This is a genomic window from Kitasatospora sp. SC0581 (genome assembly GCF_048159585.1).
Lineage (GTDB): Bacteria > Actinomycetota > Actinomycetes > Streptomycetales > Streptomycetaceae > Kitasatospora.
Map to the genome: position 1 here is coordinate 50,379 of NZ_JBLRWA010000030.1, position 25,264 is coordinate 75,642.

33 protein-coding genes are annotated in these 25,264 nt (G+C 72.2%); 7 read left to right on the forward strand and 26 right to left on the reverse strand.

The window, feature by feature from the left end; genetic code table 11:
- Nucleotides 1–87: 87 nt before the first annotated feature.
- The 12 genes from ACLWS4_RS31045 to ACLWS4_RS31100 all read right to left on the reverse strand — a co-directional run bounded on the left by ACLWS4_RS31045 (nt 88) and on the right by ACLWS4_RS31100 (nt 12,550).
- On the reverse strand, nt 88–1,806 hold the full coding sequence (locus ACLWS4_RS31045; protein ID WP_416875861.1) for an LCP family protein: 1,719 nt from the start codon (nt 1,804–1,806) through the stop codon (nt 88–90).
- A 1,150-nt stretch (nt 1,807–2,956) separates the two neighbouring features.
- Nucleotides 2,957–3,574: a hypothetical protein gene (locus tag ACLWS4_RS31050; protein ID WP_416875862.1), complete on the reverse strand. Its 618-nt coding sequence runs from the start codon at nt 3,572–3,574 to the stop codon at nt 2,957–2,959.
- Between the two features lie 58 nt (nt 3,575–3,632).
- Complete coding sequence (locus ACLWS4_RS31055; protein ID WP_416875863.1) at nt 3,633–4,289, reverse strand: tyrosine-type recombinase/integrase; 657 nt, start codon at nt 4,287–4,289, stop codon at nt 3,633–3,635.
- Nucleotides 4,290–4,358: 69 nt separating this feature from the next.
- A complete protein-coding gene (locus ACLWS4_RS31060) occupies nt 4,359–5,141 on the reverse strand; it encodes a hypothetical protein (RefSeq protein WP_416875864.1) in 783 nt (260 codons plus the stop codon).
- 51 nt (nt 5,142–5,192) lie between these two features.
- Nucleotides 5,193–5,759 (reverse strand): hypothetical protein, encoded by a 567-nt coding sequence (locus tag ACLWS4_RS31065; protein WP_416875865.1) that lies wholly within the window; start codon nt 5,757–5,759, stop codon nt 5,193–5,195.
- Between the two features lie 302 nt (nt 5,760–6,061).
- Entirely contained in the window at nt 6,062–6,418 is a 357-nt protein-coding gene (locus tag ACLWS4_RS31070) for a hypothetical protein (protein WP_416875866.1), read from the reverse strand.
- Nucleotides 6,419–6,482: 64 nt separating this feature from the next.
- Nucleotides 6,483–7,583: a DUF4192 domain-containing protein gene (locus tag ACLWS4_RS31075; RefSeq protein ID WP_416875867.1), complete on the reverse strand. Its 1,101-nt coding sequence runs from the start codon at nt 7,581–7,583 to the stop codon at nt 6,483–6,485.
- A 76-nt stretch (nt 7,584–7,659) separates the two neighbouring features.
- Entirely contained in the window at nt 7,660–8,706 is a 1,047-nt protein-coding gene (locus ACLWS4_RS31080; RefSeq protein WP_416875868.1) for a DUF4192 domain-containing protein, read from the reverse strand.
- Nucleotides 8,707–8,906: 200 nt separating this feature from the next.
- Nucleotides 8,907–9,899 carry a DUF4192 family protein gene (locus ACLWS4_RS31085; RefSeq protein ID WP_416875869.1) on the reverse strand — a complete coding sequence of 331 codons (993 nt, stop codon included), beginning with the start codon at nt 9,897–9,899 and terminating at the stop codon, nt 8,907–8,909.
- A 112-nt stretch (nt 9,900–10,011) separates the two neighbouring features.
- Complete coding sequence (locus ACLWS4_RS31090; RefSeq protein ID WP_416875870.1) at nt 10,012–11,049, reverse strand: DUF932 domain-containing protein; 1,038 nt, start codon at nt 11,047–11,049, stop codon at nt 10,012–10,014.
- 591 nt (nt 11,050–11,640) lie between these two features.
- Nucleotides 11,641–11,889 (reverse strand): hypothetical protein, encoded by a 249-nt coding sequence (locus ACLWS4_RS31095; protein ID WP_416875871.1) that lies wholly within the window; start codon nt 11,887–11,889, stop codon nt 11,641–11,643.
- On the reverse strand, nt 11,864–12,550 hold the full coding sequence (locus tag ACLWS4_RS31100; protein WP_416875872.1) for a type III effector protein: 687 nt from the start codon (nt 12,548–12,550) through the stop codon (nt 11,864–11,866). Before ACLWS4_RS31100 ends, ACLWS4_RS31095 begins: the two co-directional genes overlap by 26 nt.
- A gap of 109 nt (nt 12,551–12,659) precedes the next feature.
- Here ACLWS4_RS31100 and ACLWS4_RS31105 point away from each other — a divergent pair, with 109 nt between their 5' ends.
- The 7 genes from ACLWS4_RS31105 to ACLWS4_RS31135 all read left to right on the forward strand — a co-directional run bounded on the left by ACLWS4_RS31105 (nt 12,660) and on the right by ACLWS4_RS31135 (nt 15,721).
- A complete protein-coding gene (locus ACLWS4_RS31105) occupies nt 12,660–13,094 on the forward strand; it encodes an Hsp20/alpha crystallin family protein (RefSeq protein ID WP_416875873.1) in 435 nt (144 codons plus the stop codon).
- A gap of 116 nt (nt 13,095–13,210) precedes the next feature.
- Nucleotides 13,211–13,507 (forward strand): STAS domain-containing protein, encoded by a 297-nt coding sequence (locus ACLWS4_RS31110; protein WP_416875874.1) that lies wholly within the window; start codon nt 13,211–13,213, stop codon nt 13,505–13,507.
- A 44-nt stretch (nt 13,508–13,551) separates the two neighbouring features.
- Complete coding sequence (locus tag ACLWS4_RS31115; protein WP_416875875.1) at nt 13,552–13,956, forward strand: DUF2267 domain-containing protein; 405 nt, start codon at nt 13,552–13,554, stop codon at nt 13,954–13,956.
- A gap of 64 nt (nt 13,957–14,020) precedes the next feature.
- Entirely contained in the window at nt 14,021–14,422 is a 402-nt protein-coding gene (locus ACLWS4_RS31120; RefSeq protein ID WP_416875876.1) for a DUF2267 domain-containing protein, read from the forward strand.
- Nucleotides 14,423–14,538: 116 nt separating this feature from the next.
- Entirely contained in the window at nt 14,539–14,742 is a 204-nt protein-coding gene (locus ACLWS4_RS31125; protein ID WP_416875877.1) for a CsbD family protein, read from the forward strand.
- Between the two features lie 20 nt (nt 14,743–14,762).
- On the forward strand, nt 14,763–14,927 hold the full coding sequence (locus ACLWS4_RS31130) for a hypothetical protein (protein WP_416875878.1): 165 nt from the start codon (nt 14,763–14,765) through the stop codon (nt 14,925–14,927).
- 89 nt (nt 14,928–15,016) lie between these two features.
- Nucleotides 15,017–15,721: a helicase associated domain-containing protein gene (locus ACLWS4_RS31135; protein WP_416875879.1), complete on the forward strand. Its 705-nt coding sequence runs from the start codon at nt 15,017–15,019 to the stop codon at nt 15,719–15,721.
- Here ACLWS4_RS31135 and ACLWS4_RS31140 read toward each other — a convergent pair.
- The 14 genes from ACLWS4_RS31140 to ACLWS4_RS31205 all read right to left on the reverse strand — a co-directional run bounded on the left by ACLWS4_RS31140 (nt 15,718) and on the right by ACLWS4_RS31205 (nt 25,230).
- Nucleotides 15,718–16,077 carry a hypothetical protein gene (locus ACLWS4_RS31140; protein ID WP_416875880.1) on the reverse strand — a complete coding sequence of 120 codons (360 nt, stop codon included), beginning with the start codon at nt 16,075–16,077 and terminating at the stop codon, nt 15,718–15,720. The two genes, ACLWS4_RS31135 and ACLWS4_RS31140, sit on opposite strands and share 4 nt — an antisense overlap.
- Nucleotides 16,078–16,209: 132 nt before the next feature.
- Entirely contained in the window at nt 16,210–16,542 is a 333-nt protein-coding gene (locus ACLWS4_RS31145) for a single-stranded DNA-binding protein (protein ID WP_416875881.1), read from the reverse strand.
- Entirely contained in the window at nt 16,539–17,090 is a 552-nt protein-coding gene (locus ACLWS4_RS31150; protein ID WP_416875882.1) for a hypothetical protein, read from the reverse strand. The genes ACLWS4_RS31145 and ACLWS4_RS31150 overlap by 4 nt, the downstream gene beginning before the upstream one ends.
- Nucleotides 17,091–17,099: 9 nt before the next feature.
- Nucleotides 17,100–17,672 (reverse strand): hypothetical protein, encoded by a 573-nt coding sequence (locus tag ACLWS4_RS31155; RefSeq protein WP_416875883.1) that lies wholly within the window; start codon nt 17,670–17,672, stop codon nt 17,100–17,102.
- Between the two features lie 78 nt (nt 17,673–17,750).
- A complete protein-coding gene (locus ACLWS4_RS31160; RefSeq protein WP_416875884.1) occupies nt 17,751–18,035 on the reverse strand; it encodes a hypothetical protein in 285 nt (94 codons plus the stop codon).
- A 99-nt stretch (nt 18,036–18,134) separates the two neighbouring features.
- A complete protein-coding gene (locus tag ACLWS4_RS31165) occupies nt 18,135–18,578 on the reverse strand; it encodes a hypothetical protein (protein WP_416875885.1) in 444 nt (147 codons plus the stop codon).
- Nucleotides 18,575–18,931 carry an HU family DNA-binding protein gene (locus ACLWS4_RS31170; protein ID WP_416875886.1) on the reverse strand — a complete coding sequence of 119 codons (357 nt, stop codon included), beginning with the start codon at nt 18,929–18,931 and terminating at the stop codon, nt 18,575–18,577. Before ACLWS4_RS31170 ends, ACLWS4_RS31165 begins: the two co-directional genes overlap by 4 nt.
- An 88-nt stretch (nt 18,932–19,019) precedes the next feature.
- Nucleotides 19,020–19,244 carry a hypothetical protein gene (locus tag ACLWS4_RS31175; RefSeq protein ID WP_117490279.1) on the reverse strand — a complete coding sequence of 75 codons (225 nt, stop codon included), beginning with the start codon at nt 19,242–19,244 and terminating at the stop codon, nt 19,020–19,022.
- Nucleotides 19,245–19,305: 61 nt separating this feature from the next.
- Entirely contained in the window at nt 19,306–19,908 is a 603-nt protein-coding gene (locus tag ACLWS4_RS31180) for a hypothetical protein (RefSeq protein ID WP_416875887.1), read from the reverse strand.
- Nucleotides 19,909–20,060: 152 nt separating this feature from the next.
- The gene (locus ACLWS4_RS31185) at nt 20,061–21,038 is read right to left on the reverse strand and encodes a LysM peptidoglycan-binding domain-containing protein (protein ID WP_416875888.1); all 978 of its coding nucleotides are present in this window, start codon (nt 21,036–21,038) and stop codon (nt 20,061–20,063) included.
- Between the two features lie 115 nt (nt 21,039–21,153).
- A complete protein-coding gene (locus ACLWS4_RS31190) occupies nt 21,154–21,696 on the reverse strand; it encodes a hypothetical protein (RefSeq protein WP_416875889.1) in 543 nt (180 codons plus the stop codon).
- Between the two features lie 243 nt (nt 21,697–21,939).
- Nucleotides 21,940–23,028, reverse strand: a complete 1,089-nt coding sequence (locus ACLWS4_RS31195) for a hypothetical protein (protein ID WP_416875890.1) — start codon at nt 23,026–23,028, stop codon at nt 21,940–21,942.
- Nucleotides 23,029–23,208: 180 nt separating this feature from the next.
- On the reverse strand, nt 23,209–23,796 hold the full coding sequence (locus ACLWS4_RS31200; RefSeq protein WP_416875891.1) for a hypothetical protein: 588 nt from the start codon (nt 23,794–23,796) through the stop codon (nt 23,209–23,211).
- 963 nt (nt 23,797–24,759) lie between these two features.
- Nucleotides 24,760–25,230 (reverse strand): hypothetical protein, encoded by a 471-nt coding sequence (locus ACLWS4_RS31205; protein WP_416875892.1) that lies wholly within the window; start codon nt 25,228–25,230, stop codon nt 24,760–24,762.
- Nucleotides 25,231–25,264 lie beyond the last annotated feature (34 nt).

The window sequence follows — 25,264 nt, forward strand, 5'->3', positions numbered from 1 at the left end:
GCACGACCCCCGGGCCCGCGCGCCCCGGAGGGCGCCGGCCCGGGGGTCGTCCCCGTCGTTCCGGTGGGTGCGGTCGTTCCGGTGCGGTCAGCCGCCGCTGCCGTAACTGGTGTTCGCGCAGATGTCGTCGTCCGCCGAGCGGGCGTCGTTGGTGATGGTGGTCGGCAGCGGCTGCGGGGGCGCCGGGACGCCCGGGGTGGCGGCCGTCGCGCCGCCGCCGGCGGGGGCACCGGTCGACATCCCCATCGCGGCCGCGAAGTCCTGGCCGGTGATCACCGAGATGCCCCGGGCGGTGCTGGACTCCAGGCTGGCGCCGGGGAACAGCGCGGCGACCTTCTCGGCGTTCGCCTTCTGCCCGGAGCCGTACTCGATCGTGGTGGTCTTGTACTTGGTGCTCGCCGCCTGGCCCGCCGTGCTGGCGGTGAACTTGGCGCCCTTCAGCAGTTCGGTCGCCTTGCCGGCCAGGCCGTTGGTCATCGTCCCGTTGTAGACCGCCACCCTGATCGCCGAGTTGGACGTGTCCGCGGCCGGGGCGGCCGGGGTGGTGGGCGCGGCGGGCTGCTGCGGAGCCGGGCCGGTGCCGTCCGCCGGGGCGTCCGGCTGCTGGCCGGTGGCGTTCTGGCCGTCGATGGTCTGGTCGGCCTTGAGGGTCTCCCAGAGCTTGTTGGCGTCCGGCTGGACCAGGTCGAGGTCCTTGTCCTGGGTGCGGAAGCGCCAGGGTGCCGTCACGAACTTCAGGTCGTGCATGTCGATGTTCTTCAGCGACAGGCCGAAGGAGGCCAGCTTGTCGGCCGAGTCCAGGCCCGGGTCGACGACCAGGGACTTGGTCGCGGCGTCGGCCAGCGGCAGGAGGGTGGTGGGGTTCATCCCCTCCTTCTTGATCTTGGTGGCGAGCGAGCCGAGGAAGGCCTGCTGGCGCTTCATCCGGCCGATGTCCGAGCCGTCGCCGATGCCGTGCCGCAGCCGGACGTAGTCGAGCGCCTGCTGGCCCTCGACGGTCTGCTTGCCCTGCGGGAGGACGAGGTCGCCCTTCCTCTTCAGGTTGGGGTTGATGTCCCCCTCGTAGATCGGCTTCGGCAGGCAGATGTCCACGCCGTTCACGGCCTTGGTCATCGCGGCGAAGCCGTTGAAGTCGACGACGAGGGTGTGGTCGACGCGGATTCCGGTGAGCTTCTCCACCGTGTTCTGGGTGCAGGCCGGGTTGCCGTCGTCGCTGCCGCCCATCGAGAACGCGGCGTTGAACAGGTCGGTGTTGCCGCCCTTGGTCCACTTGCCGTTGGGCAGCTTGCAGGACGGCAGCTCGACCTTGGCGTTGCGCGGTATCGAGATGCCGACGGCGTGCTTGTGGTCGGCGTAGACGTGCAGCAGGATCGTGGTGTCCGAGCGGGCGCCGCCGTCCTCGCCGCCGCCGAGGTCGGAGTTGTTCTTGCCGCGGCTGTCCGAGCCGATCAGCAGCACGTTGACCGGCCTGTTGCCGTCCGCGTCGGCCTTCGCCTCCGGGGGGCGGTTGCGGGCTATGGCGTCGGCGTCGAAGGACTTGATGTTGGCGTTCAGCTTGAGGTAGATCGCGCCGCCGACACCGGCGATGACCACCAGCACGCCCGCCGTCGACCAGGCGACGATCTTCTTCACGTTCTTCTTGGGCTTGGCGCTCTTGCGCGCCGCGGCCCGGCCGCCACCCGCGGCGGCCGCGGCACCCGCGGTGGCCGAACCGCCACCCTTGCCCTGCGCGGCACGGCGGGCCTCCGCCCGGCCACCGCTGCGCGGACCGGGCACTGAACTCTCCGCACCTTCCGTCGTGGGCATGTCCTCGCCCCGAGCCGGGCTCTCGCCCCTCCGACCTGACATGCGCGTACCTTTCACCGACGGAAGCGACGCCCCTGACGATCCGGCGCACCGCACACAGAGAGACGGCCCGAACCGTTCCCAGGTTGCACATACGACCGTCACCACTAACCGACGATCGTGGCTTCCGATCATATTTAGGCCCGACACGATCACCGACCCTCGGCCCTCGGACAACCCCGCCGACCGACGGGCAACACCACCGCAGAACAGTCGAAAACGCCCGATTCCGACGTGACCCATGCCACTCCACCGGTCCCCGTCCACACCGAATTCCAGCCACCGGCACGGCAGGTGGGGGCGCCACGCGATCGGCACCGGCCGCGGGGCGCGCACCGGCCACGGACGGCAGCGGATCGGCCCACCCCCGGACCAGGCACCCCAACACCCTCGCACGCACCGGAGTTGGGCACGCGGGGCACACCCGGGCGGCTTCCGCCAGGACCGGCCGCGGCCCGCGACGGCGCGCGGACCCGGGCGGCGGAACGCCCGCGCCCGGGAACGACGGAGGCCGGATCGGAGAACATCCCGATCCGGCCTCGGTGCGGTGGGGCGCCAGGGGCTCGAACCCTGAACCTACGGATTAAAAGTCCGCAGCTCTGCCAATTGAGCTAGCGGGCCTAGTTACATCTGCGTCCACGTCCGTCCACGTTTCCGCAGGTCACACGCTGTTACGGCCAACCTGCCGTCCAGACCAGTCTACTCCGGTCCGCCCCCGGATCAGGCGGTTCCGTCCCCGCTTCATCCCCGCTCCATCCCCGCACCGTCCCCGCGCTGGCCACCCGCTGGGCGGAGGAGCCGCTACCACTGGCGGTGACCAGGGACTATGTCGGACCGGAAACTTGACGGCTTCGGATCTTCCAACACGAGGGGCGAGGATTCCACCCCCTTCGCGAACCGGGAACCAAGCTACCTGATCCTGGCCCACACTGGCCCGGCTGCTTGGTGCGCGCCACCCGGCTTGCCCTCCCCCTGGACGGCGTTGACCGCCCCGCCCTCTCACACCCCGGCTCCACGACAGCCGGCAGCGGTGCGAGCCACAGCCGCTGGCGGTCGAAGGGCCCCAGTAGCCCCTGCCGTCCGGCCCGGGTGAAGGCAGCAAAGGACCGGGTCAACTTGGCGAACTACCGCCCAGCCTCTGCTGTAGCGCGTACGTCCGCTGCTCGGCCAGGTCGGTCACGACGTACCGGTGCTGGGCACAGGTGCGGGCGGCGGCACCTACGGTGGGCAGCAGTCGGCTCTCCGCGTGGATGACGACGCCGTCCTCCTCGTACCAGCGGACAGCGTGATCAACAAGGCGTGCGGAGACGAGCCGAGCCGCATGGCACTTCCACCCTGTGGCGCTGGTGGCGAGGAGGTGGCCGGTGACCTCTCCGGGCGAGTGCTCTCGTGCGCCCGCGTTGTACCCCTCGCGCAGGCCGAGTCCGACGATCGCACCTCCGTGCTCCAGTGCAGCACCTCGGGTCCATCCGGTGGACGCGACAAGCCGGTGCACGGCGGCGTCGCACGCCGAGGTGTCGGGTGTGCCGTACGTACGGCTCGGGTCCCGGTACAGCAGCACTTCGTCCACTGGCTCGTCAGCGGTCCCCGGCAGGAAGGCCGCGACCGGCCACGTACGAGCCAGGTCGGTGAGCAGGTGCCGAACCAGCTGAAGAGACAGGGTGGTTGGCAGGTGTAGCGGCTGCGTCCAGGCGCCCTCCGCAGAAGCTACCTCGATGTAGGGCCCCATCCCGGTGGCGCTCCCGTCCTGGTTCGGCTGGCAGAGGTCCCGTTCTCCCGGCCCTTGTCTACTCCTCCTCGGTCGGTGCGCCCACGTCCTGCCCGACGGGCCGATCCGCGATGGCCTGCACCACACCGTCGTGCCACCGCGGTGGCAGCTCACGAGGATCGGTGCCGGGCAGACCGAGGTAGGCCGCTGCGTGGCCGTAGGGCAGCACGCCCTGCGCCTCCAAGGCGAGCAGGTACCTGAGGAGGCGGTTACGGCCGCCTTCGAGGGCGCCTGCTTCGCCCGCGGCACGGTGTACTCCAGCTTCTCGGAGCAGGTGCTTCCAGCGGGCGGTGACCTGTTCCTTGGTCGATGCGTCGGGGAACAGCGGGGTGTTGCTGGGACGGCCGGCTTGCCACGCGTGGAGGGCGCGGCTGGCGGGTTGGGCGACGGGGATCGTGCGCGGGCCTTTGCCGAAGCCGATTCGGACGAAGTAGTTCGGGCCGGTCTCGTCATGCAGGTCGGTGGGGCCGCGGTCCGGGTCGACGTCCTGGCCGTCGAGGCGGCCGGTTTCGTGCTGCGACGTGATGTCGTTGGTGTCGAGGTCGGCGATTTCGTGGAGCCGCAGGCCGGCGGTGATGGCGAGCTGGGCGAGGGCGTCGTCGGCGGGTCCGAGGGTGCGCGCGGCGGAGAGGATAGCCGCTGCCTCGTTGTCGGTCAGGGTGACGAGTTCAAGCACGCTTCTTCCCCTTGCGGTTGGGTGCCGGCGCGCGGGCCCGTAGAAGCCCTCTACGGGCCCGTCGGCGCGTCAGGAGATCGTGGATGCGGTCAGGGCCGGGATGGGGGGTAGAACGAGCGCCTGAAGGCCCTGGTTCCACAGCAGGGAGTGGTGGCCCTGGGCCTGGAAGACGCGGGCCCGGTGCTCGGGGTGCGCCCACAGGTGACGGACCGCTCGGACGACGTGGCCCTTGTTGAGCCGCCACCACGTCTGGGCGGGTGGCGCCGCCCAGTCGTGTTCGTTGGGGATCGCATGCAGGGAGGTGCCGTCGGGGCCGACGATGTTCGCCACCTGGACGGTGATGGCGCGCGGACGTACGTCAAGGCTGAGCAGGAGTGCGGTCGCCTGCGGGAAGGTCCGGCGGATGCGGGAGGCGAGGGCGGCGGCCACGTCCGGGGCCGGAAGGTTGAGGAGATGGCGGCCCGGGCGGTGGCCTGCGAGTTCGATGACCGGCAGGTCCACCCCGAGCAGCACTGCGGGCAGCAGGCGGTCCGCTTTCCTCAGCCAGGGCGGTTCGCAGGACAGCGCGGGGGCTCGACGCCACAGCAGCAGCGGGGTCGGGTACCGGTGATCGCGGGGGTTGGCCCACAGGGCGTGGATGCGGAGGGAGGCGGGGGTTTCCTCGAACTCGATGGCGGCGGCCTCGGGGGCGTGGGTCCGGGCGTGGGCGGCGAGGAGTTCGTAGGCGGTGGCGGCGACGCCTTGCTGGGCTTCGGCCTCGCGGAGCAGCGCGTCTTGGAAGCTTCGGCTGGGGTCGGTGCGCCGGTAGGGGGTGGGCCCGGTCGGCGCGAGGATCGGTCGGGAGTTCGGCATGGCGGTCCTGGGAGGGGTCGGGTCCGGTCCGGTTCGCGGCCCGGCCTGGCGTCAGTTGGTCGCGTGCAGCATGCGCTTGGAGAGGTCTGCGATGCGGTCGGTGAGCGCGACCGCGGCACGGGCCTGAGCGGGCGTGTGGGGGTTTTCGCGCGAGCAGTGCTGGGCGAAGCGCCTTGCGATCTCGGTGAGTTCGATCATCGCCACGGGGTCGTGGGCCGGGATCGTCAGGCTCCAGCTGGAGGCGTCGATGCGGTGCGGGACGCCGGCGCGGTAGGCGAGCAGCACCCGGTCGGTGGATTCGTCCCCGGTGAAGTCGTCGGGCAGCTGCCCGTTTTCGGTCAGCCAGTCGCAGAACGGGCCGGGCAGGGTGAGCGTCCACCGGCTGGTAGCGGGGGCGTGGTTGGCGGCCTGCTCGGCGTAGGCGTGGGCGTAGCCGAGGTGGCGGGCGGCCTTCGGGGTGCCGTGGGCTTGGAGTGCCCAGTCGTAGCCGCAGGCGGCGTGCTGGTGGTAGCGGCGCGCGGTGGGGCCGAGGTTGGTGTCGGCGGCGGCTCGGCGGTGCCGGTCGCGGGCGGCCTCGACGGTCTCGGCGGTGGTGGGTTTCGGCGGTGGTGTCGGCATGACGGCCTTCGGTCGGGCAGGCATTCCTGCGACGGGCTGGGGGTGGCGGGCCGATGATCGGCTCAACACCCCCAGCCTCCCGGCCGTCGGCCGTCTTGGGCACACCAACTCGTGTGCGTGGAAGGTGATTTGATCATCTCAGCCCGGACCTGGGTGGTCGCGGTTCCCATCCGCGCGCCACGGCCTCCGGGGGCGAGGCTCCTATCCCGGTGAGGGGCCTGCCCCGAGCCCGTCACGCCGCTCAGCCTTCCGTGGCCTCGGTGACGCGGAGAGGTGCGTGGCGCTCGTTTGGCGAATGCCGGTCAGCCGCTCGCCTTGGCCGGCGGCGGCACCTCTACGATGCGGCCGAAGGCGGCGCCGATGCGCAGCGCGTAGATCGCGTTGCCGTGGGCGTTGGCGAAGCCACGGCAGATGGCGCCCTTCGTGCCGGGTGGGGCGAGGGCGGGCAGGGTCGAGTGGCAGACGATGTGCCCGTCGGTGGCGAGGGCCTCGGCGGCGAGTTGCCGCACGCGGCCGGGGGCGAGGTTCATCAGGTTGCCCGGGCGGTAGATGCAGGTGTCGCACAGGCGGGCGAGGACCCGCACCTCCCTGGTGGCGGGGTCGGCGACGGCCGGCGCCGGGTCGTCGTCGGGCTCGGGCTGCGCTTCGCCGTCGTTCACGGTGTCCTCCTGGTCGTCGCGGAGCTCCGGGGCGGGCGTGCGGTGCCCGCCCCGGACCGGGCGGTCAGTTGTCTCGGCCGCGAAGGCGGGCTTCGCGCTCCTCCCGGAACTCGTCGGCGATCTTGTCCACGGATCCCGTCATCACGAGTTCTTCCATCAGGAGCCCGGCCAGAAGGTAGCGCGGGTCGGCGGTCCTTGCCCGTTCGAGGGCGATGAGAGCGGCCGGGACTTCTCCGGCGACGGCGGCGGTGAACGCCGCGAGGGTCAGGGGTGCGGCGACGAGGGTCGTGGTGGCGCTGGCGCAGCGGCGGGCGAGCAGTGCCCACAGGTCCCGGGCGCGAGCGAGCTCGTCCGGTTCGATGTATTCGAGCGCGACGTCCCGCAGGGGCCGGTGGCTCAGCGCGACGATCAGTTCTGCCGTCTGGTTCGGGGTGAGGTCCTCCAGGGGGGTGCAGTCTCCTCCGCCGAGCAGCAGCCGGTCGAGGATCGCGGTGAGCCGTTCGGTCTCGGCGTCGAAGCTGGTGGCCTGTACGCGGGCGGCGCGCTCGCCGACGGCGTGCAGGATCGCGGCGCGCTGGGCTGCCGCTTCCTTTCCGGTGACGGGTTCGAGGGCGGCGGCGATCGCGGCTTGGCTGGGCGGTGTGGGGATGCCGACGGCGCGGGCGTTCATGGTGACCACGCCCGGGTTGTCGGGGCCGTCCACGGGCATTCCCTCGTGCCGGTAGTTGGGGTTGTCGTGGTGGTACACCCACCAGTGGGTGGGGGTGACGAACATGGCGGCGAGGGTGTCGATGCCGTGGGTCTCGGCGGACAGCAGGAGCGCGTTCGCCACCGTCCGGTGCCGGGTCATCGCGGCGTGGCCGTCGCCCGCGTCCTGCTGGCGCGCGCACAGGTACACGAGGATGGCGGCCGGACCAGTGGCGAACTCCTCCAGGCGGTGCAGCGTGCTGTGCATCATGCGGTGCGCGGCCTTGTTCGGGTCGTCCTCGCCGCTGGGCAGATCGAACTTCTGGCTGAACAGCGGGCGATCGTGCAGGGTGTCGTGGGCGAGGACGAACACCATGCCGTCGGGGCCGTCGGGCCGGTAGCTCAGGAGGTAGGGCAGCGCCTCGACGGCCTGGGCGGGGCTGCGGACGTCGAAGACGGGCACCGTGTTGATGGTCAAGGGGGGTTCTCTCCGCTCGCGGTTGGTCTGGGGGGTGGGGCAGGGGCCGTTCGGCGCGGCCCCTGCTGGGGGCGGCTCAGCCCGTGACGGGGCCGGACCGGGTGGCGCGGAGTTCGCGGAGGTGTTCCCGCATGTGGTCGAAGGTGAAGCCGGTGTTCAGGATGTGCAGCAGGAACGTCGTCAGGTCGGCCTCGGGCAGGCAGCGTTCGGCGGCCTGCAACGCGAGGCGGGCCGGGGCGTCGTTGTCGAGTGCCCATGTCGTGAAGGCGTAGAGCCCGAGCGGCGCGGCGGCATGGTCGGTGTAGGAGGCGGGGCAGCGGCGGGCGAGGGTCAGCCACAGGCTTCGCGCGGCCGTCAGCTCGTTGTCCTCGCAGTGCAGGAGTCCGGCGTTGACGACGTCGGTGTACTGGAGGACGAGGAGCAGCCGGGCGGCGAGGGCGTCGGGGATGGCCTTGGCCTTCTCGGTGTCCGGGATGAGGTCGGCGATGGTGTCGACCAGCAGGGCGATCCCGCTGTCCACGACGCTTTGGTGACCGTCGGAGCGGATCTCGGCGTGCATGGCGCGTACGGCGGCGTTGAGGGCGGCCGTGGTGGTGGCGGCCCGGGCGCCGGTGGCGGGCTTCAGGGACGTCAGGACGTCGGCGCTGCGGGGAAGGCCGGTGGCGTCGAGTTCTGTGGGCGGTTGGGGGATTGGGCGTCCTTCGCTGGGTCCGGTCGTCAGCATCGGCCAGTAGTGGGTGCGGGTGACGTACAGCGTGTCGCCGAGGTCGAGGCCCTGGTCGTGGCACGCGTCCCGGAGGTACTCGGCGATGGGCTGGTGGACGAGGCGGGACTGGGGCCCGTAGTCCGCGTCGGCCGGGTCGGGGCAGATGTAGGCGACGAGCTTGTGGGTCGGTACGGCGGCCGAGGACCTGTCCTGGTAGTGGTCCACGAGTCCGCGCGCGACGGGCCGCCAGCGTGCGGGGTCGGCGGGCAGGTCTGTGCGGAGGATTCCGAGCGGTTCACCGTCCGGGGTGATGCCGGCGATGACCACGCTGGCCTCGGGGTGGAAGCCGAAGAGGTGCGGCAGCAGGTGGACCAGGCGGTCTTCGGTGCTGTAGGGCTGGTGCGGCTGGTGGGTCATGGGTCCCTATCAGGGTTGGTCCGGATTCGCGGTCCGGAGCGGCAACAGAAGAAGACTTCCGCCTTCTTTCTTGACTTAAGTCTATTTGAGGGCGCGCCCGTTGGGCACACCCCAACTACCCCGGCTTGGGGCGCAGTCGGAGCCCGGCCCGGGTGCCCGCCCCCGCAGGGACGGGCACCCGGCTCCACGCACAGCCCCGACTACTCCTCGCGGTCCTCGCGAAGGGCGACCCTCAGCGCCTCCGCCACGCTGACCGGCGCGCGGACGATCTGCTCAAGCTCGGCCCGGGAGACCAGCCCCAGCAGCACCTGCGCCTCCTCGTCCCCCGGCTTAACCTCCAGCGCGAGGAATGCCGCGTCTGCGGCCGCCGGCACCTCGCCGTCGAGCAGCAGCGCGATGCCCAGCAGGGTGAGCGGCGCGGCAGCCATGCGGCGGTAGGGGTCGACGCACAGGCGGGCGACGCGCGACCACAGCGGCGCCGCCCTCTTCACCTCCTCGGGTTCGCAGTACGTCGAGGCCGTGTGCAGGATGTCCCCGTTCTGGACCGCGAGGAGCAGGCGCACCGCCTCCTGATCGGTCAGGTCCTCGACGGTGCGACGACCGGTCAGCACGGCGGCGAGCAGCGGCTTGAGGCTCCGCTTGACGGCCTCGTGGCCGGCTTCCAGCTCGCGCGCGAAGGCGCGCACGGCGTCGGCCACCACGTCTGCGGCACCCTCCGCCCCGGCCGCGGGGCCGCCGTCGGCCGTCTTCCGCGCGGCAGCGCGGGGCGTTCCCGGACCGGTTTCGCCGATGGACGGAAGACCCCACCACTGGGTGGGAATGATGAACTGGCTCGCGACGACGTTCAGTCCGCGTTCCTCGCACGCGACCAGGAGGTTGAGCCACAAAGCGTTGTAGGGGCGGACGTCCTTGAGGCCGTGGCCGTCGCGGGCGTAGATGAGCAGCGCGACGTCGCGCTGCCCGCGGCCAGTGGCGGGCATCCCGGCGATGTCGCCGATGAACGCGCGGGCGAAGGCCGACGAGCGGACCGACCCGTACCGGCCCTCCGGGATGTCCGCGAAGTACACCCTCAGGGGGTCGCCGAACTCGACGACGGCGATCTGACCGGCCGGTTCGCGCCCGAGCGCACCGGCAACGAAGTCGGCCAGGTCGGCCGCCTCGATGGCGACGGGCGCGTTGCTGCTGTCGGACATGACGGTTCCTCGTTCCAGGGGAGAGTGGGGCCGCGCCGGCGGGCGGCGCGGCCGAGGTGACGTGCAGCGGCTGGCGGTCGGCCGGGGCCCGCAGGCCCCCGGCCGCCGGGGGTTAGGCCGCGAGGAGCAGGGCCTTCGCCGCGTCCTTGAGCGGGCTCTTCTGGTCGTGCAGCAGGGTGGTCATCGCCAGGTTGGCGCGGTGCTCCCGCTCGGTCAGGGACTCGGGGGTCTTGACGGTGCGGAAGTAGTCCTCGAACTCCACGACGGCCTGGAGGGCGGCCCAGCGGGTGCCCCGGATGTTGTCCTGGGTGTGGGCCTCGGCGAACAGGTGGTGCAGCCGGTCCCGGCGCTCCTCGTAGGCGGCGACGATGTGCTTGCGCGCGTCCTTGCTCGGGGCCCCCCAGAGCCGGGTGATCAGCTTGTCGAACTCCTGGTTGGTCATCGCCTGCTGGTACAGGGCGGTGGCCTCGGTCTCCAGGGCTGCGGCGTAGTGCTCGGTGAAGCCGAGGGTGCGCCGGGCCTCCTCCAGCCGGTCAAGGGCGTCGATGGTGTGGCGGACCTTCCAGACGCGATGGGCCTCGTTGACGGCCATGTCGAGGGTGTTGGTGCACACCGCCCGCACTGGGGTCTCGACGGCGACGGCGGCGGAGCGGCCGTCGTGGCTGTTGGCGAAGAGCGTGTAGAGGTCGATGCGGTCGGCCGCGCCCTCGGGGTCGAGGGTGATGCTCGGGGACTTGACGGACATGAAGACGACCCGGCCGCCGTCGAGCGCACCGGCGGTCTCGTAGGTGACGTGACCGCCGCCGACCAGCTCATCCAGGAAGGTGAAGGCGTCGCGGTTCTGGATGGGGGTCCAGGTGCTGCCGACGAGGCCGCCGACCCAGTCGCCGGTGTCGGTACGGACGGTGGCGAAGCGGTTGGGGATCTTCTTGCCGAGCTTGCCCTTGTTCATCGGCAGGATCGGCAGCTTCTCGACCTCCCAGTCCAGCTTGGCAAGGTGCAGCACCTCGTCGCTGGTCTTGGCGTCCTCGGTGACGGTGCCGAGGCCGTGCCAGGCGGGCTGACGGTGGGAGTAGAAGGCGGCCTCGCCGGTGGTGTTGTCGATGGCGCCGAGGTCGGCCCGGCCGGTGATGACGTCGCTGTCGCGCATGGGGTTCTCCTGTGAGGTCTGCCCGGATTCGCGGTCCGGACTGGCAACCAAGCTGACTTCCGTCTGCTTTCTTGACCTCAGTCTATTGCGAGGCAGGCGCCCTTGGGCACACCCAATTCGCAGCCCGACGAGCCGGATTCGCCCCGGCCTGCCGGCCGCGAGACGAGCCCCCACCCGGGCCCGGAACCGACCCCCCGATGTGAGCCGGGCCCACCGCGGACTCGCCCTGGGGCGCCGGTCGCCGGGACGCGCACCGCGCGGGCTGACCCCGGGCCCCGCGCGGAAGACTCTCGCGGCGCCCGCGCCCGCGCCCGCGGACCGCCAACTCCCCCGAATCTTGGAGAATGACCCTCGACCCGAAGGCCCGCCTGCGGCGGGCCCGGCATGGTCGGCATCGCGGCGAGCAGCTCGGCGACGACCGGGTTCTCCTCTGCGGCCAGCCGCAGGTCTGCCACCGCGCCGCGCACCCCGGCGGCCGTCGTGCCGACCAGTCGCCGGAGACCCCCAGCGCTGACGGGCCCCCTGGGCGTGCCGGTGGAACACGGGAGCCGGTTCTGACGGCCGGGGTGGTTGCGGTGGTTCCCGGCCTCGTCAGGCCGGCCGGTGGTCCGTCGGCGCGGTTGGGTGACCGTCCGGATCGGGGGCGGGCAGTGGCCAGTTGGGGTGGGCGAGGTGGTGGCGCAGGGCGTCGAGGCGGGCGAGGTGGTGGTCGAGGGCGGCGTTGACGGTGCTCGTGGTGGCGGCCACTCGTGCTTCGAGGTCGTGGATCCGGTCCAGGAGGTCCTGCCAGCGCCTTTCGGCGGCGGCGACAGGGTCAGGAGCGGCGTCGGTCGCTGTCATCGCGGAGCTGGGTGGTGTGGTGGGTGAGGGTGTCGAGGCGGGTGGCGAGGTCGCGGTGGCCGGCGCCGAGGTGGGGGCGGATGGCGGCGAGGGGCTCTATGAGGTCGGCGGGGTCGGCGGCGCCGAGGGCGGCGGTGAGGGCGGCCTGGGCGGGACGGGCGCCGGGAGCGAGTGCGGCCGTGGTGATCTGGGCGGCGAGGACCCGCAGCTCGGCGGCGTGGTCGCGGGCCCAGACGGTGACCGATCGGTCGGCGGCCCGCCGGTCGCGGACGGCCTTGACCCGTTCCGCGCCGGTACCGGACCGCGAAGCGTCGGTGGCGGGCTTAAGGCGTAGGTAGCGGTTCTCGGCGGCCTGGCGGCTGGCCACGCCCATCGGGTGGGCGAGGTCGGCCCAGGTGGCGCCGGCCTCCCGGGCACTCTCCACCAGGCCCGCCTCCCAGCCGGCGAGCTGGCCGCGCAGCTCGCGCAGCAGGACGAGTGCGGCCAGGGCCTGCTCGGGGCCACCGTGCTCGTCAGGGGTGGTCGGGGGCCGGGACGCGGGATTCTGGGCGGCGCGGACCGCGTCGTCGATGGCGGCCAGCGCCGCCGCGGCCGCCAGGAACGAGACGGGCTCGACCGGCGGGGAGGCATCGGGGACGGCGCTGCGGGACTTCTCGCTCATGCCGTCACTCTATAGGCGACGCGGCAACTTGTCATCGGATGGATGACGCGCTAGAAAGGAGTCAGGTGAAGCGCACTGGCACCCATTCGACCCATGGAGGTGTTTCGCAATGCTGCTGCGCACTGACCCGTTCCGCGAGCTGGACCGGCTGACCCAGCAGTTCCTCAACACGACCGGCACCTGGTCGCGTCCCACGCCGATGCCGTTGGACGCCTACCGGGTGGGCGACGAGTACGTGATCTGCTTCGACCTGCCGGGGGTCGACCCGGAGGCGATCGACATCGACGTCGAACGGAACATGGTGACCGTCAAGGCCGAGCGCCGCCCGCGCCAGGACGGCGAGGGCATCAAGTGGGAGCTGTCCGAGCGCCCGCTCGGCGTGTTCTCCCGCCAGGTCATGCTCTCCGACACCCTCGACCCCGCCGGGATCACCGCCGACTACGACGCCGGCGTGCTGACCCTGAAGATCCCGGTCGCCGAGAAGGCCAAGCCCCGCAAGATCGAGATCAGCCACAGCGGAAGCCGCAAGCAGATCCAGGCCTGACCCGATCCCCGATGCCCGTTCCGGCCGCCCCCCGATCTCTCCCCCTCGATCGAGAGGGGCGGCCGGAACACCCCCCGACCGTCAGGCCGGCCTACCCGCAGCGACGCGGAAACGCCATGAACGGCCAGAGCAGCAACCAGCCCTTCATCGTGCGAGCCCACGGCGAGATCGACCTCGACGCCGCACCCTCGCTGCACCGTGCTCTGACCACCGCGCTCGAGTCGCACCGGGAGATGGTGCTGGATCTGTCGGAGGTGACGTTCATGGACTGCGCGGGCCTGGGCGCCCTGGTCCGGGCCCGCGCCCAGGCCGACCGGTGCGGTGCCCGCCTGGTCCTTCGCGGGGCCGGCCGCCGCGTCGTGCGGCTGCTCAAGCTGACCGGTCTGCACCGGCGTTTGGCCGTCGAGCCCTGAGGCCACCCGGGCGTGCCGGGCCTCGGGACGGAGGGAGAACCGCGATGACGCTTCGATGGGAGGCGTTCCTGGAGGAGGTCCGGGAGCGCGGTGAGTACGACAGCCCGCAGGAGGCCGAGCGGGCCGCCCGGGTGGTCCTTGCCCTGCTCGGCGCCCACCTGGTCGGCGACGTGCGCGCCGAACTGGCCGCCCGACTGCCCGAGACCATGGCCCTGATCCTGCTCAACCCGCTGCAGGCCGCCGAGCCGCTCAACACCGAGCGGTTCGTCCGCGCGACCGCGGCCTGGATCGAGGGCGCCACCGAGGCCACGGCCCCGTGGGACATCGGCGCCGTCCTGTCCACGGTGGCCGACGCCGCCGGCGACGACCTCATGGACCAGGTCCTGCTCCAGCTGCCGCCCGGCTACGACCTGCTGTTCGGCCGCCCGACCGCAAGGACACGACCCTGACCCCGACCACCCCTCACACGCCGCCGGCCCGCCCGGCGGCCAGCCCCTGGAAGGCCCCACCGTCATGACCCGCTACCGCCACCTCCTCCAGCAGGTCCGCAACCTCGGCCGCTACCCCACCGACGAGGAAGCCGAACGCGCCCTCGACGCCGTCCTGACCCTCCTCGGCACCCAGCTCACCGGCGACGAACGCTGCGACCTCGCCGCAGCCCTGCCCGAACGGGCCCGCGCCGTCCTCGCCGCCCAGATCCCCCTCCCCTCGCCCGTCACCGCCCCCGCCTTCGTCGAAAGCCTCGCCCACACCCTCGGCACCAGCCTCACCGCCGCCCGCTGGGACGCCTCCTCCATCCTGGCCGCCCTCACCACCCTCACCGACGACAACCTCACCGACCGCCTCCTCACCCACCTACCCCGCGGCTACGCGCTGCTGTTCGGCCGCGCCGACCTCACCGCCGCCACCGTGTGACCCACCGGCCGGGACGGGACACGAGCCACACCACATGCATAAATATCCGAATATCGGTTAAAGGGAAGAAAACGGGCGGTTCCGCTGGACCGCCCACCGGACGACTGGAGGAACCAATGGGTGACCTGTCGAACAAGGCCCAGGAACTGGCCGGCAAGGCGAAGGAGAAGGCCGGCGACCTGACCGGTGACGAGAAGCTCAAGGGCGAGGGCCAGGCCGACCAGGCGGAGTCGAAGGTCAAGCAGGTCGCGGACGACGTCAAGGACGCGGCACAGGCCGCGGCCGACCGGGTCAAGGGCGCACTGAAGCGCCACGACTGACCAGCGAAGGGAGCACTGGCATGGCCCTGTTTCTGTTCATCCTGCTCATCGCCGTGGTGTTCGGCTTCGTCGGCGCCCTGGTGAAGGGCCTGTTGTGGTTGCTCGTCATCGGCGCCGTGCTCTTCGTCGCCGCCCTCGTCCTCGGCGGCGTACGCCTGGGACGAGCACGCGGTTCCCGCCGATAGCACAGCCCCACAGCAACCCCCGCGGGTTCACCGCCGGCCGTGGCCCGGCCCTCCGCGTTGACCTGGAGGGCCGGGCCACGGCCAGTCGCATGCCCGCCCGACGGCTCCCGGACAAGAACCTCGTCCCGTCCGTCCCCGCAGCGGGCTCGGCGACAGCCGCCTGCAGACCCGGAGCCGACCCATGCGGACCACACCACGCGCAGCCGCGTCGACGGAACACCGCCACCGCCGACCCGTCCGAGGTCCACGACGCCGACGAGGCCGTGAAGGCGGAGGCCGACGCCGAGATCGAGGCCAGCTCGTTCCGCACGATCTGGCGGGTCCTGCGCGCCCTGGCCGCGCACGACGCCCGGGTGGTCGGCCGGATCACCGAGCTGCGCGCCTCCCGCTCCCAGGGCGCCGCGCACACCACCACGACCGAGTCGGCCGAGGGCGGGGCCGCCGGGGCAGGGGAAGGCGAGCAGCCGGCGGCGCTGGTCGAGTCGCCGATGCAGCACGCGTCCCGGATCCTCCAGACCGTGAAGCTGCGGGCGTCCAACCCGCGCGCGGTCGAGTGGCAGCGCATGCACGCCGTCGCCGCCCGGTTCCACATCGAGCACGGCCACCCCGACCCCACCGACAAGACCAGGCACGCCGAGCTGGTCTCCTGGCTCACCCGCCAGCGCCACCTCCACGGCCAGCACCTGCTCGACCCGGCCCCCTGCCTCCCCCACCAGATCGGATGTCCGCTCACATCCAATCGGTTCAGGCGCTCCTGCCGCCAACCCGGTGAACCTTCTCGGTCACGGCACTAGCTGCCCGCGCGGCGGTTGCGCAACTCCAACCCGGCCTGCTTGGCGTACCGGGTGACGAGGGCGGGGGACAGCCCGGAGGCGTCGGAGATGCGGTAGACCGGTACGGTCCGGTCGGGGTAGGCGGCGAGGACCCCCTCGAGGCGCATCTCGCGCATGGCGGTGGCGGTGTCGTCGATCACCGTGAGCGGGTCTCGCAGCTGCTCCAGGAGCGCCATCGGCTCCAGGCCTGCGTCCTTGACGACCTCCAGCGCGGCTTGGAGGTCCTGGACGGCGGCGGCGAGTTGTTCGCCGGGGCTCGTGGCGGTGCGGCGCGTCTTGCTGCGCTTCGGCGTCGCGGCCGGCTCCTTGCCGCTCATCGGTGCTCTCCTTCGTGCTGTGGTCCAGCCGGGGCCGGGGGTCGTCTATGTCTACCAGGGGCTGTGGGGGCTGGCGAACAGCGCGGCGTGCCCGCGCCCTGCGGGGCAGGACACGGGCACGGGCACGGGCCTCTACAGCAGGGTGCCAATCGCCTCGACGGTCAGCTCGATCAGCATGCGGGCGGCGCTCTCGCCGGGCGGCTGGTGCACGCGCTGGGTCAGGTGCCCGACCACGATGACGCGGTCGTTGGCCCGCAGGGTCTGCGCCGTCTTGTACGCGAGGTCCCGCCAGACGACGCAGCGCACGGTCAGCTGCTTGGCCTGCGGGTCGCGCGGCTGGCCGGGGTCGGCGAGCCGCGGGCGCTGCAGCAGGGTGAACTTGGCCCGGGCGAACGCGCCGGGCGCCTCGTAGAGCTCCGGGTCGCGCAGCAGGCTGCCGATCAGGGTGACGTTGGGGACGTTCACCAGCGGCCTCCCCGGTGTGCGGTGTCCAGGTCGCGCGGGTCGGCGGCGGCTGCGGCGTCCAGGCAGCGGGCGATGCGCTGGAAGTGGCGGGCGGTCTCCATCGGATGGTCCTTGGGATTTGGCCATCGGGGCAGGTCCGAGAGGGGCAGGGCAAGGCGGTGTGCCTCCTGTCGGAGGCTGCCCACCCAGTCCGGCACTCCGAGGGGCAGCGCGCCGAGGCGGTGACACATGCGTCCGAGGACGAGGTGGTCGGAGTCCCCGCGCCACGACCACAGTTCGGGGCTGGCGGTGTCCTTGAGGAACCACCCGAGCTCGCAGGCGAGCCGGTCGCGGTTGCGAACGGCCGGGTCGCGGCGGTCGAGGCGGCCGTCGCACCACGGCAGGTGGGCGAGGCCGGGTCCGACCGTCTGGGTGGGGTCGAGGCCGGCGCGCCCGATCGAGGCGTCGATGGCGTAGTAGGAAGCGCCGTCCTCGCGCAGGAGGGCGATGCTCACCGGGGTGACGGCCTGGCCGTCGTCCTGGTAGGTGGTGGCGGTGAAGACGCGCATGGGGTCCTCTCAGTGACTTGCGGCAGGGTCGCCGGCGGGCGAGGCGAGTTCGAGTTGCTGCATGTGCCGTTCCAGGCCGTCGGCGCAGCGCTCGTAGGCGTCGGTGACGGCGTGGTTGCGGTCGGCGGCGAGGTCCTCCAGGGCCGCGCGGATGCGCCAGGTGAGGACGTCGCGCGGGGAGCTGTAGCGGGAGCGCTTGGCGGTGCGTTCGTCTCGGCGTACACGCGCGGACAGGATGGTCCAGCGGCCGGTGAAGGCGTAGTAGTGGACCCACACGGTCCAGGGGCTGGTGCCGGGTTCGGCGTAGGCGAAGCGGACGTCGCCGCGGCCGGGTATCCAGGTCCAGTCGCCGTCCTGGGCGTCGCGGTGGAGTGGGTCGCCGTCGGGGGCGAGGACGGTGAAGCTGCGCGGGTGGACGTGCCGCAGGCGGCTGCCGTCGGGGGCGAGGAGGACGATGCATTCCTCGACATCGCCGAAGGGCTCCTTGATGTGGCCGGCGCAGCGCTCGTCGGTGGTGACGGTGAAGATGCGGCCGTGCAGTCCGGTCTTGCTGCCGTGGTAGATGGCCCTGGTCGGTTCCACGGTGTGCTCCCTGGTCTGGTGACGGGCGGGCGGCGCGGGCCCGGCGGCGAGGTGGCTCCTGCCGCCGGGCCCCTCGGGCTAGCCGTGCTCCGGGGCGAAGGGGTCGAGCAGATGCCCGTTCTCGTCCGTCGGCGAGGTCCAGTCCATGAGGTCGTCCGGGTGCACGTGGCTCAGCACCAGTTCGTCACCGTCGAGCAGGTCGTACAGGTGCTGCTGCGCGCCGGTCTCGTCGGTGTACGTGTCGCAGGTGCTCGTACCGCGCCGGGCGGTGAGCATCCGGCGGTGCAGGGACTCCACCCGCCCGAGGTACGACACGGTCGTGCCGTCCGCCAGGGGCGGGTGGGTTCCGTTGCTGAAGGCCATCGTCGGTCTCTCCTTGGTTGGGCCGGGGATTCGCGGGCCCCGGCTGGCAAGACCAGCCTCCCGCACAAACAGACTTGAGTCAATAAAGAAGACTTCAGTTCATTCGGTTGGGGCCGCGCGTTCCTCGACGGCGGCCAGGTGCGGCGCCAGGGCCCGTTCGACCAGGCCTTGGACCGCGCACACCGCCTCGTTCCAGCCCTGCGCCCGCTCATCGCCCCCTCGCTGCTGCCCGAGTTCGGCGATGGAGACGAGCGCGGCGAACATGGCCGACACGGGCAAGAGGATGACGCGGGTCGCCCCGTCGTCGCCGTGGATCGGCTCGACGTCGACGGCGTGATCCCAGGCGACGGTGGAGCCGCGCTCCCCGCGCCAGCGGGTGACGCCCGTGGACCCGGCGGCGGACGAGAAGATGCACCCCTCCGCAACCACCCCCGTGCCGGAAACGCCGGAGACGTCGATGTCGCGCTGCAGGATGTACGGGGTCGGCGGCTCGGGCTGGAACTGGGCGAGCAGTGCCGCCAGCCGCGCCGCGAGGCCGCTCATGCCGCACCTCCGGTCGAGGTGTGGGTGCCCTTGGGGTCCTTGCGGATCGCGCTACCGTCCTGCGGCATGCCCCGGCGGCCGTCGGCGAAGTCGCGGAACCGCGAGTGGGGGCGGAAGCGGGGGACTCGACGGGCCGGCACGACCATCGTGTCGCCGGTCTTGGGGTTGCGGGCGGTCCGGCTCGCGAGCTCGACGGCCTCGAAGGTGCCGAAGCCGGTGACGGACACCGGCTCGCCGTCGACGACGGCGCGCACGATGACGTCGAGGACCGCTTCGACGGCGAGGGCGGCGGGTCGCCGGCCTCCGAGCGTGGGGGCGATGCGGTCGATGAGGACGCGCTTGTTGACGGTCATGGGCCTGGCTCCTGGATTCGGTGTTGGGCCCCGGGCCGGGGACGGTGCGTGGTCACGTCGCCCGGCCCGGGGGGTCTACGGGGTGCGCCTACGCGGATCGGGGCGCGGGCACCGGGGTCGGGCCCGGGGAGGGCTGCGGCGAGCCCGTGGCGGGCTTGGCCGGGGCAGGGCAGGGCGGGTCGGCGGGCTGGGAGATGGTGACGGCCGGGGCCGGGGCGGGGCCGTCGGCGTTGCGGGCCACGGCGGCGCCGCTGATGCTTCCGAGCACCAGTCCGGCGAGGAGGGAGCCGACGAGCAGGGCGGTGCCGCGCATGGGCGGTGTCCTTTCGGGCGGGAGGCTGACCGGCCCCGCCGGGGGCGGGGCCGGTCAGGGGTCAGTGACTGGGGGTCGGGCGTCCGGGGGTGACCGGCGCGCTGGTCGGGGTCGGGTTCGGTCCGGGGGCCGGGCTGACCTCACCGGTCGGGGACGGGGACGGGCTGGGGACGCAGGCGCTCGGGCCGCCGGTCGGGGACGGGGCCCCGACCGACGGGGCGGTCTGCACGTGGGTGACCGTGACGGTCACGGTCGGGACGGGGGCCGGGGCGCCCTGTTCGCCGGGCTGCGACGGCAGGGCCGGGGCCGGGCTCAGCTCGGAGGCCACCGGGGCGGCCAGCGCGGCCGGGGCGGCCTCCAGGGCCGGGGTCAGGGTCGGGAGCACGGGGGCCGGGGTCGGGAGCGCGGGGGTGGTCGGGGCCTCGGTGCCCAGCTGCGCCGGGGCTGCCGTCAGGCTCGGCACGACCGGGGTCTGGGCCGACTGGGCGCCGGGGACCGGGGTGGCCGCCGGGCGGCTCATCACCAGCGTGCCGGTGATGAACCCGGCCCCGGCCAGGCCGATGGCCGCCAGGGTCCGCAGGTCCAGGCGCAGGGTCACCGCCCGGCGGGGGCGGCGGGCTCCGTCCTCGGCGGGGGCCTCAGCGGGGGTGGTCTCGTTCGTCATCGGGCTATCTCCTTGGTTGGGCCGGGGGTTCGCGGTCCCCGGCTGGCAGGACCAGCCTCGCACAAAACAGACCTGAGTCAAATAAGATGACCACAGTAACTTTAGGTTCGGGGCGGACACTCAACGCGCCCGCCCCGCAACCGAGTTGACCCCTACCGGCCCCGCAGGCCGTGAGCCGCCTGGAAGGCGTACAGCCACGTCAGCGGCCCTGTCAGCCCGTCCGCCGGCCCGAGGTCGCCCACGTAGTACTCCTGGAGCGCCTGCACCTTGCGCAGGTCCAGCTGCTCCATGTCCTCGCTCGGCCCGACCCGGTAGGGCGGGCCCCAGCCGCCCGCCTGGAGCCAGGCCTGCAACTGCTTCGCGTAGGGGCTGTGCGCGCCCAGCACGAAGTGCTCGCGCCCCGGGAACGGCGGGGCCGGGATCTGGAGCTGCTGGCCCACCTGGATCCGGTCCGGGTCGGCGATGCCGTTGAGCGCGACCAGCTGCGCCACGCCGGTCTCGAACCGCCCGGCGATCCCGCTGAGGGTGTCGCCGGACTGCACGGTGTAGCCCCCGGCGCCGTCGCCCGACGGCTGGGGGTCGGGCGTCCCGCCGCCGCCCCCGCCGCCGCCCCCGCCGCCGGGCCGGGGCGTGCCGCGCTGCACCCAGGCGTACAGCTCGTCGCCGGGGCACGACGTCGGATAGCCGTCCCTGTGGCCGCGCACCTCGCCGCCGGCGCCGCCCTGCGCCCGGCAGTACTCGATGGCGTCCACCAGGCCGTCGAGCATCGCGTCGGTCGGCGAGGTGATCCCCGAGGTGCCGACCATCGCGCACACCGCGTAGTGCGCCCCGTTCAGCGCCGGGTTGCCGTTCGCCCCGTTCCTGCGACCGAGGCCGCGCCCCTCGAACACGTACCCGTGCGGGCACACCATGAACGAGTACGCGATGTCGATCCAGTCTTCCTTCGGATCGTTGATGTGGGAGCGCTGGATGTCGCGCATGTGGCCGGCGCACCGGCCGTGGTCGCCCAGCAGGCCGCCGGGGACCGCCGAGCCCTCGTAGTGGATCTTGACGCCTCGTGTGGAGCCGATGCGGGTGTAGGAGCCGGTGGGCGCGGCGGCGCCCCACTCGGAGCGGGAGACGAGCTTCATCGGCTCGCCTCCCGCCCTCGGTCGGCCTGGTTGGTGGTCGGCACGGTTTCCTCCCCTGGTCGGGTTGGTTGGTGTGCCGGGACGCTAGGCCGGGCCGGTCGTTAAGGTCGCGCCGTCAGGCGGCGGGCGTCTCGGTCAACACGCCGTCCTGGTAGCCGAATCGGCGCTCCCGCACCCGGTCGCGCACCAGGAACAGCGGGACCAGGCCTCCGCCCTCGGCAGGCGCGGCGCCCGCGAGGTAGCCGGACGCGATGACCATCACCCATTCCTCGGGCTTCTCCTCGGTGAACCCGACCGGCATGGAGGCGTCTTCCGCGACGCGCCGCCCGCTGGCGCGGCGGGCGTGCGGCCGGGCGATGTGCGGGCACAGTGTGAGCGCGGCCTGCGCGCAGGCCTCGTGCATCGGCGGGTCCGAGTAGTGGCCCGCCTGCGCCGACTTCGGGCCGCCGAGGAACGCGACCGGTCCCGCCAGCGGCTCGTCGCACAGCGAACACTGCTTCGCGAGGGCCAGCCGCAGGGCGGCCGTGCCGTTGAGGGTCACGAAGTCGACAACGCCACCGTCGTGCATGTTGACGACGGGGATCGGCAGTCCTCGCTTCTCGTCACGCGGCCGGGCCGCCAGAGCGGGGGGCAGGTCGGGCAGGTCCTTGTTGGTCATCTCATCCTCCGGGACGCCCCGTTCGCGGCGGGGCTCGGCAACAGGAAGTCCGCCAGCGCCGGGGCCGGCGGTGCCGGAGCGACGCAACTCCGGCACCGTGCCCTCCCCGAAGGGGAAAGGAGGGCGGCCTGCTGCAACAGGCACCGGCCCGCTCCCGGCCTTCCCCGGCGGGGACGAGGAGCGGGGCCCGGTGCTGGCGGACCCCACCACCCTCCCCACCCCCTCCGGAAGCGGACAACACCCTTACCGCAGAGGCCGGATGATGCCTTCGGGGGCATGCCCGTCCTCATCGAGCAGGTCCTCCGACACCCAGTACGGCTCGATCAACCGCGAGTCGGAGAGCGTCTTCCCCGGCCCGTACCAGACGGTCTTCAGGTGCCCGCTCCGAAGGTGCGTGTACTGCCGCCACCCTCCTGCTGCGCCGCCCCCTCCGGTGCTCTGGGCAGCGCTGCGCCGCATCTCCTGGACTCGTACCCGGGCGGCCTTCAGACGCGGGCCGAGCCGCCAGCCGAGACGCAGGAAGGTGTCCGGCTTGTTCCATCGCCGCTGCTTGCCGGGTTTGGCGGCCTTGCCTCGCGGCACCGGCTGAACGATGTCCGCCTTCGAGGAGCACAGGTAGACGGCGACCTGAAGCGCCCGCGTCGCCAGCGCCTGCTCTGCCGCAGTCGGTTCCGTCCGACCGGCCTTGCGCGCGAGCCTCATCGCCAGGTCCTCGGCGGTGAACCTGTCGCCCGTCCTGGCCGGGATCGACAGGTGGCAGTACTCCAGAACCGGTGTCGTCCCGCCAGGAGGCGGCGGCAGCGGAGCGCCGTCCTCGGCCAGCGGCTCGCAGATCACGGTCACGGCGACCTCGTCCATGCGATGGTCGCTGGTCAGGCACAGCAGCTTGTCCGGGTCGGTTCGCCCGCAGAAGAGGATCGCCAACAGCCGCCCCGGACCGGTCCCGCCGACGCTGACCTCCATCGCGGGCGGCTCGGCGAAGGCGACCATGACGTTCGGGATTCGCCCGAGGTTGCGGAACAGCTCGCCCGGCAGTGTGCCGAGCCGGTACGTCGTCAGCTCAGCAGCCATGTCCGGGTGCATCGCGGCGACGTTCTTCCCCCTCGCCCACAGCCGCCACAGCGCGGCCAGGGTGGCCGACTGCCGCACCTCGTACAGATTCAGCACGTCCTGCGGGATGCCGCTGAGCACGACGCCCCCGTTGATCGCGTAGTCCGGCAGATGCCCGAGGCCGGCCTTGTGCAACACACGATCGGCCGCCGTCAGCTCACCGACGACCCGCTCGGCTACCACGGCCGTGGCCCGGCCGAGTTCGACGTCCTTGCTCACCATGCGGGCTCCCCTGTCCCCCTTTGGGTCTCTTTGACCCGACTCCGCCCACACTCGCCAAGGGAGGGCAATGGGAACAACAGCCTTAAATGGCAACGGAGTTGGACTGAATGACCCATCCGGACATCCGAGCCGATCACACCCAGAGTCGGCCCGCTCCCCTGGGACCGACAGGCCCTCGCCTCAGCCCTCCGGGCCGTCCACCAGCTCCGCGTCGACCACCGCGGCGTCCTCCTCCAGCTCCGCCGCGAAGTCCTGCCGGATCTTGGCCAGCCTGACCGCCAGCCGCTCGACACCGGACCCCTGGTCCACCGCGGCCGCCGACAGCTCGCCTCCACCCGCCGGCGCGACCTCGATCCGGGCCTGCGCCGCCCGGCCGAACGTCTCCGGCGCCAGGCACGCGAGGAGGAACTGCGCCGCGCGCCAGTCCGGCTGGGCGAAGTCCCGTTCGACCTGCACGACCCGCTCGCCGGTCTCCGGGTCGCGCACCGTCCGGGTACGCTCCCGAACCACGTGGCCCCCGCTCGCCGCCTTCCGCACGAGCAGCACCAGCTGCGCCTTGCCCTCGCTGCGCGCGCGCGTGAACCTGTCGCGGAACTCGCAGAACGCCTGCTCCCCGGACCGGGCACGCAGGCCGGCCTCCCGCCGCTGCTGCTCCTGCTCCCCGCGCTCCAGCCACCGGTACACGGTGCTCGGGTGGACGCCGGCCATCGGCGCCGCGTCGCTGACCGGAACGCCCGCGCGCACGGCGTCCAAGAGCCGCTTCTCCACCTCCGGATCGAGGGCGGGACGGCGACCACGGCGGCCAGAACGAGGAACATCCACAGCGAGGCACCGTACGGGCGCAGGGGGTGTTAGGGCCCGCCGAGGAAGCCCCTCCACCTGCTCAAACAGGCCTTCCTATCACGAGGTGAAGATCAATACCCGCGAACGAGCAATATCCCCGGGCAAGTTCACTCACCGTCGGCACGCCGAGATCACTGTCCGTAGGATCGCCTCAGCGGCCAGTCCGCTGCTTCCCACCCTTCGCCGCAGGCACAGCGGTTGTGCCGCGTCGAGGAGAAGGGAGCAGCAGTCGATGGCGAAGCACAGCAAGCCACGCCGCTCCGGCCCCGACCCCCAGTGGTGGAGGCTCCTCTTCCGGATCGCCGATATAGCGACCCGGATCTGGGACCACCTAGACCGCTGAGGGCCGGGACCACCTTGCGGAGGTCGCCTCTTGCTTCCAGGCACAGCGACCTTCGCCGGATGTAGCGTCCGCTACCAAGCCGGTAGCGGACGCTACATCGAGCAGGGCCAAACGTAGCAGCGCGCCAGAGCTTGTAGACCCAGTGCCGTGGACAGAGGCTGCGCTTGACAGGTCTTTCTGGATTTCGTTGACACACGGCCGCGGCCGTGTGTAAGGAGAAATCACAATGCCGACAAGCGGCAGGGTGGGTACCTTGTATCGCTGCTCCGCCATCGGTGACCGCCCCAAGGCATACGCGGGCTGACACGGCCAGTGGGCGGTGCAGCCTACTAGACAAGTAGGCTGCACCTACTCACGGAAGTACGTGCTAGAGGGGCGTCAACGCCCACGAGCTGCCGGGTGCGCCGCGCGTGTCACGTGACACGCGCGGCGCTCAGGGCGCCAGTTCACAGGCGGGCACCTAGGGACGTTCCTAGCCTGCCGGCTTGCCTGTAAGGCACCGTGGAACGGTTCCACGGTGCGGCCTCGCTTGTTGGGCTGCTGGACTACTCCCAGCCGAGGTTGTAGGCGATCTCGTCGTAGGCCGTGCCGGTCGCGCCGCTGAGCACGGCAGGCAGGACGACCGCGCGGACGGTGAGTCCGGAGTCCTCGTTGATGAGGTCGCCGAACTCGGGAGTGCCGACCGTTGTCTGGCGGGGGCTGTCCTCGGCCTCCCAGACCGCCACCACGAGCGCGTCCACGGGCAGGTCCGCGAGGAGCCCGTACAGGTGCGAGGCCGTCATGGCGTACTCGTCGTCCGCGCCGACCTGCGGGAGACCGATCACGGGCACGCGCTGACCGGTCTCGTCGCGCACCGCAGCCTTCACCGGCCAACCCAGCGGGACACGGACCGGGCCGCCCTGCCCGGGGCAGTCGGCGACGACCAGCAGGTCACCGGGCAGCACCCCCAGGAACCCGCGGAGGTCGCCGACCCTCAGCGCGGTGGCAGGCAGTTCAACAGGAACTCTAAGCAGCATCGTTGTCGTCTCCTTGGTGTGGGTGGCCGGGATT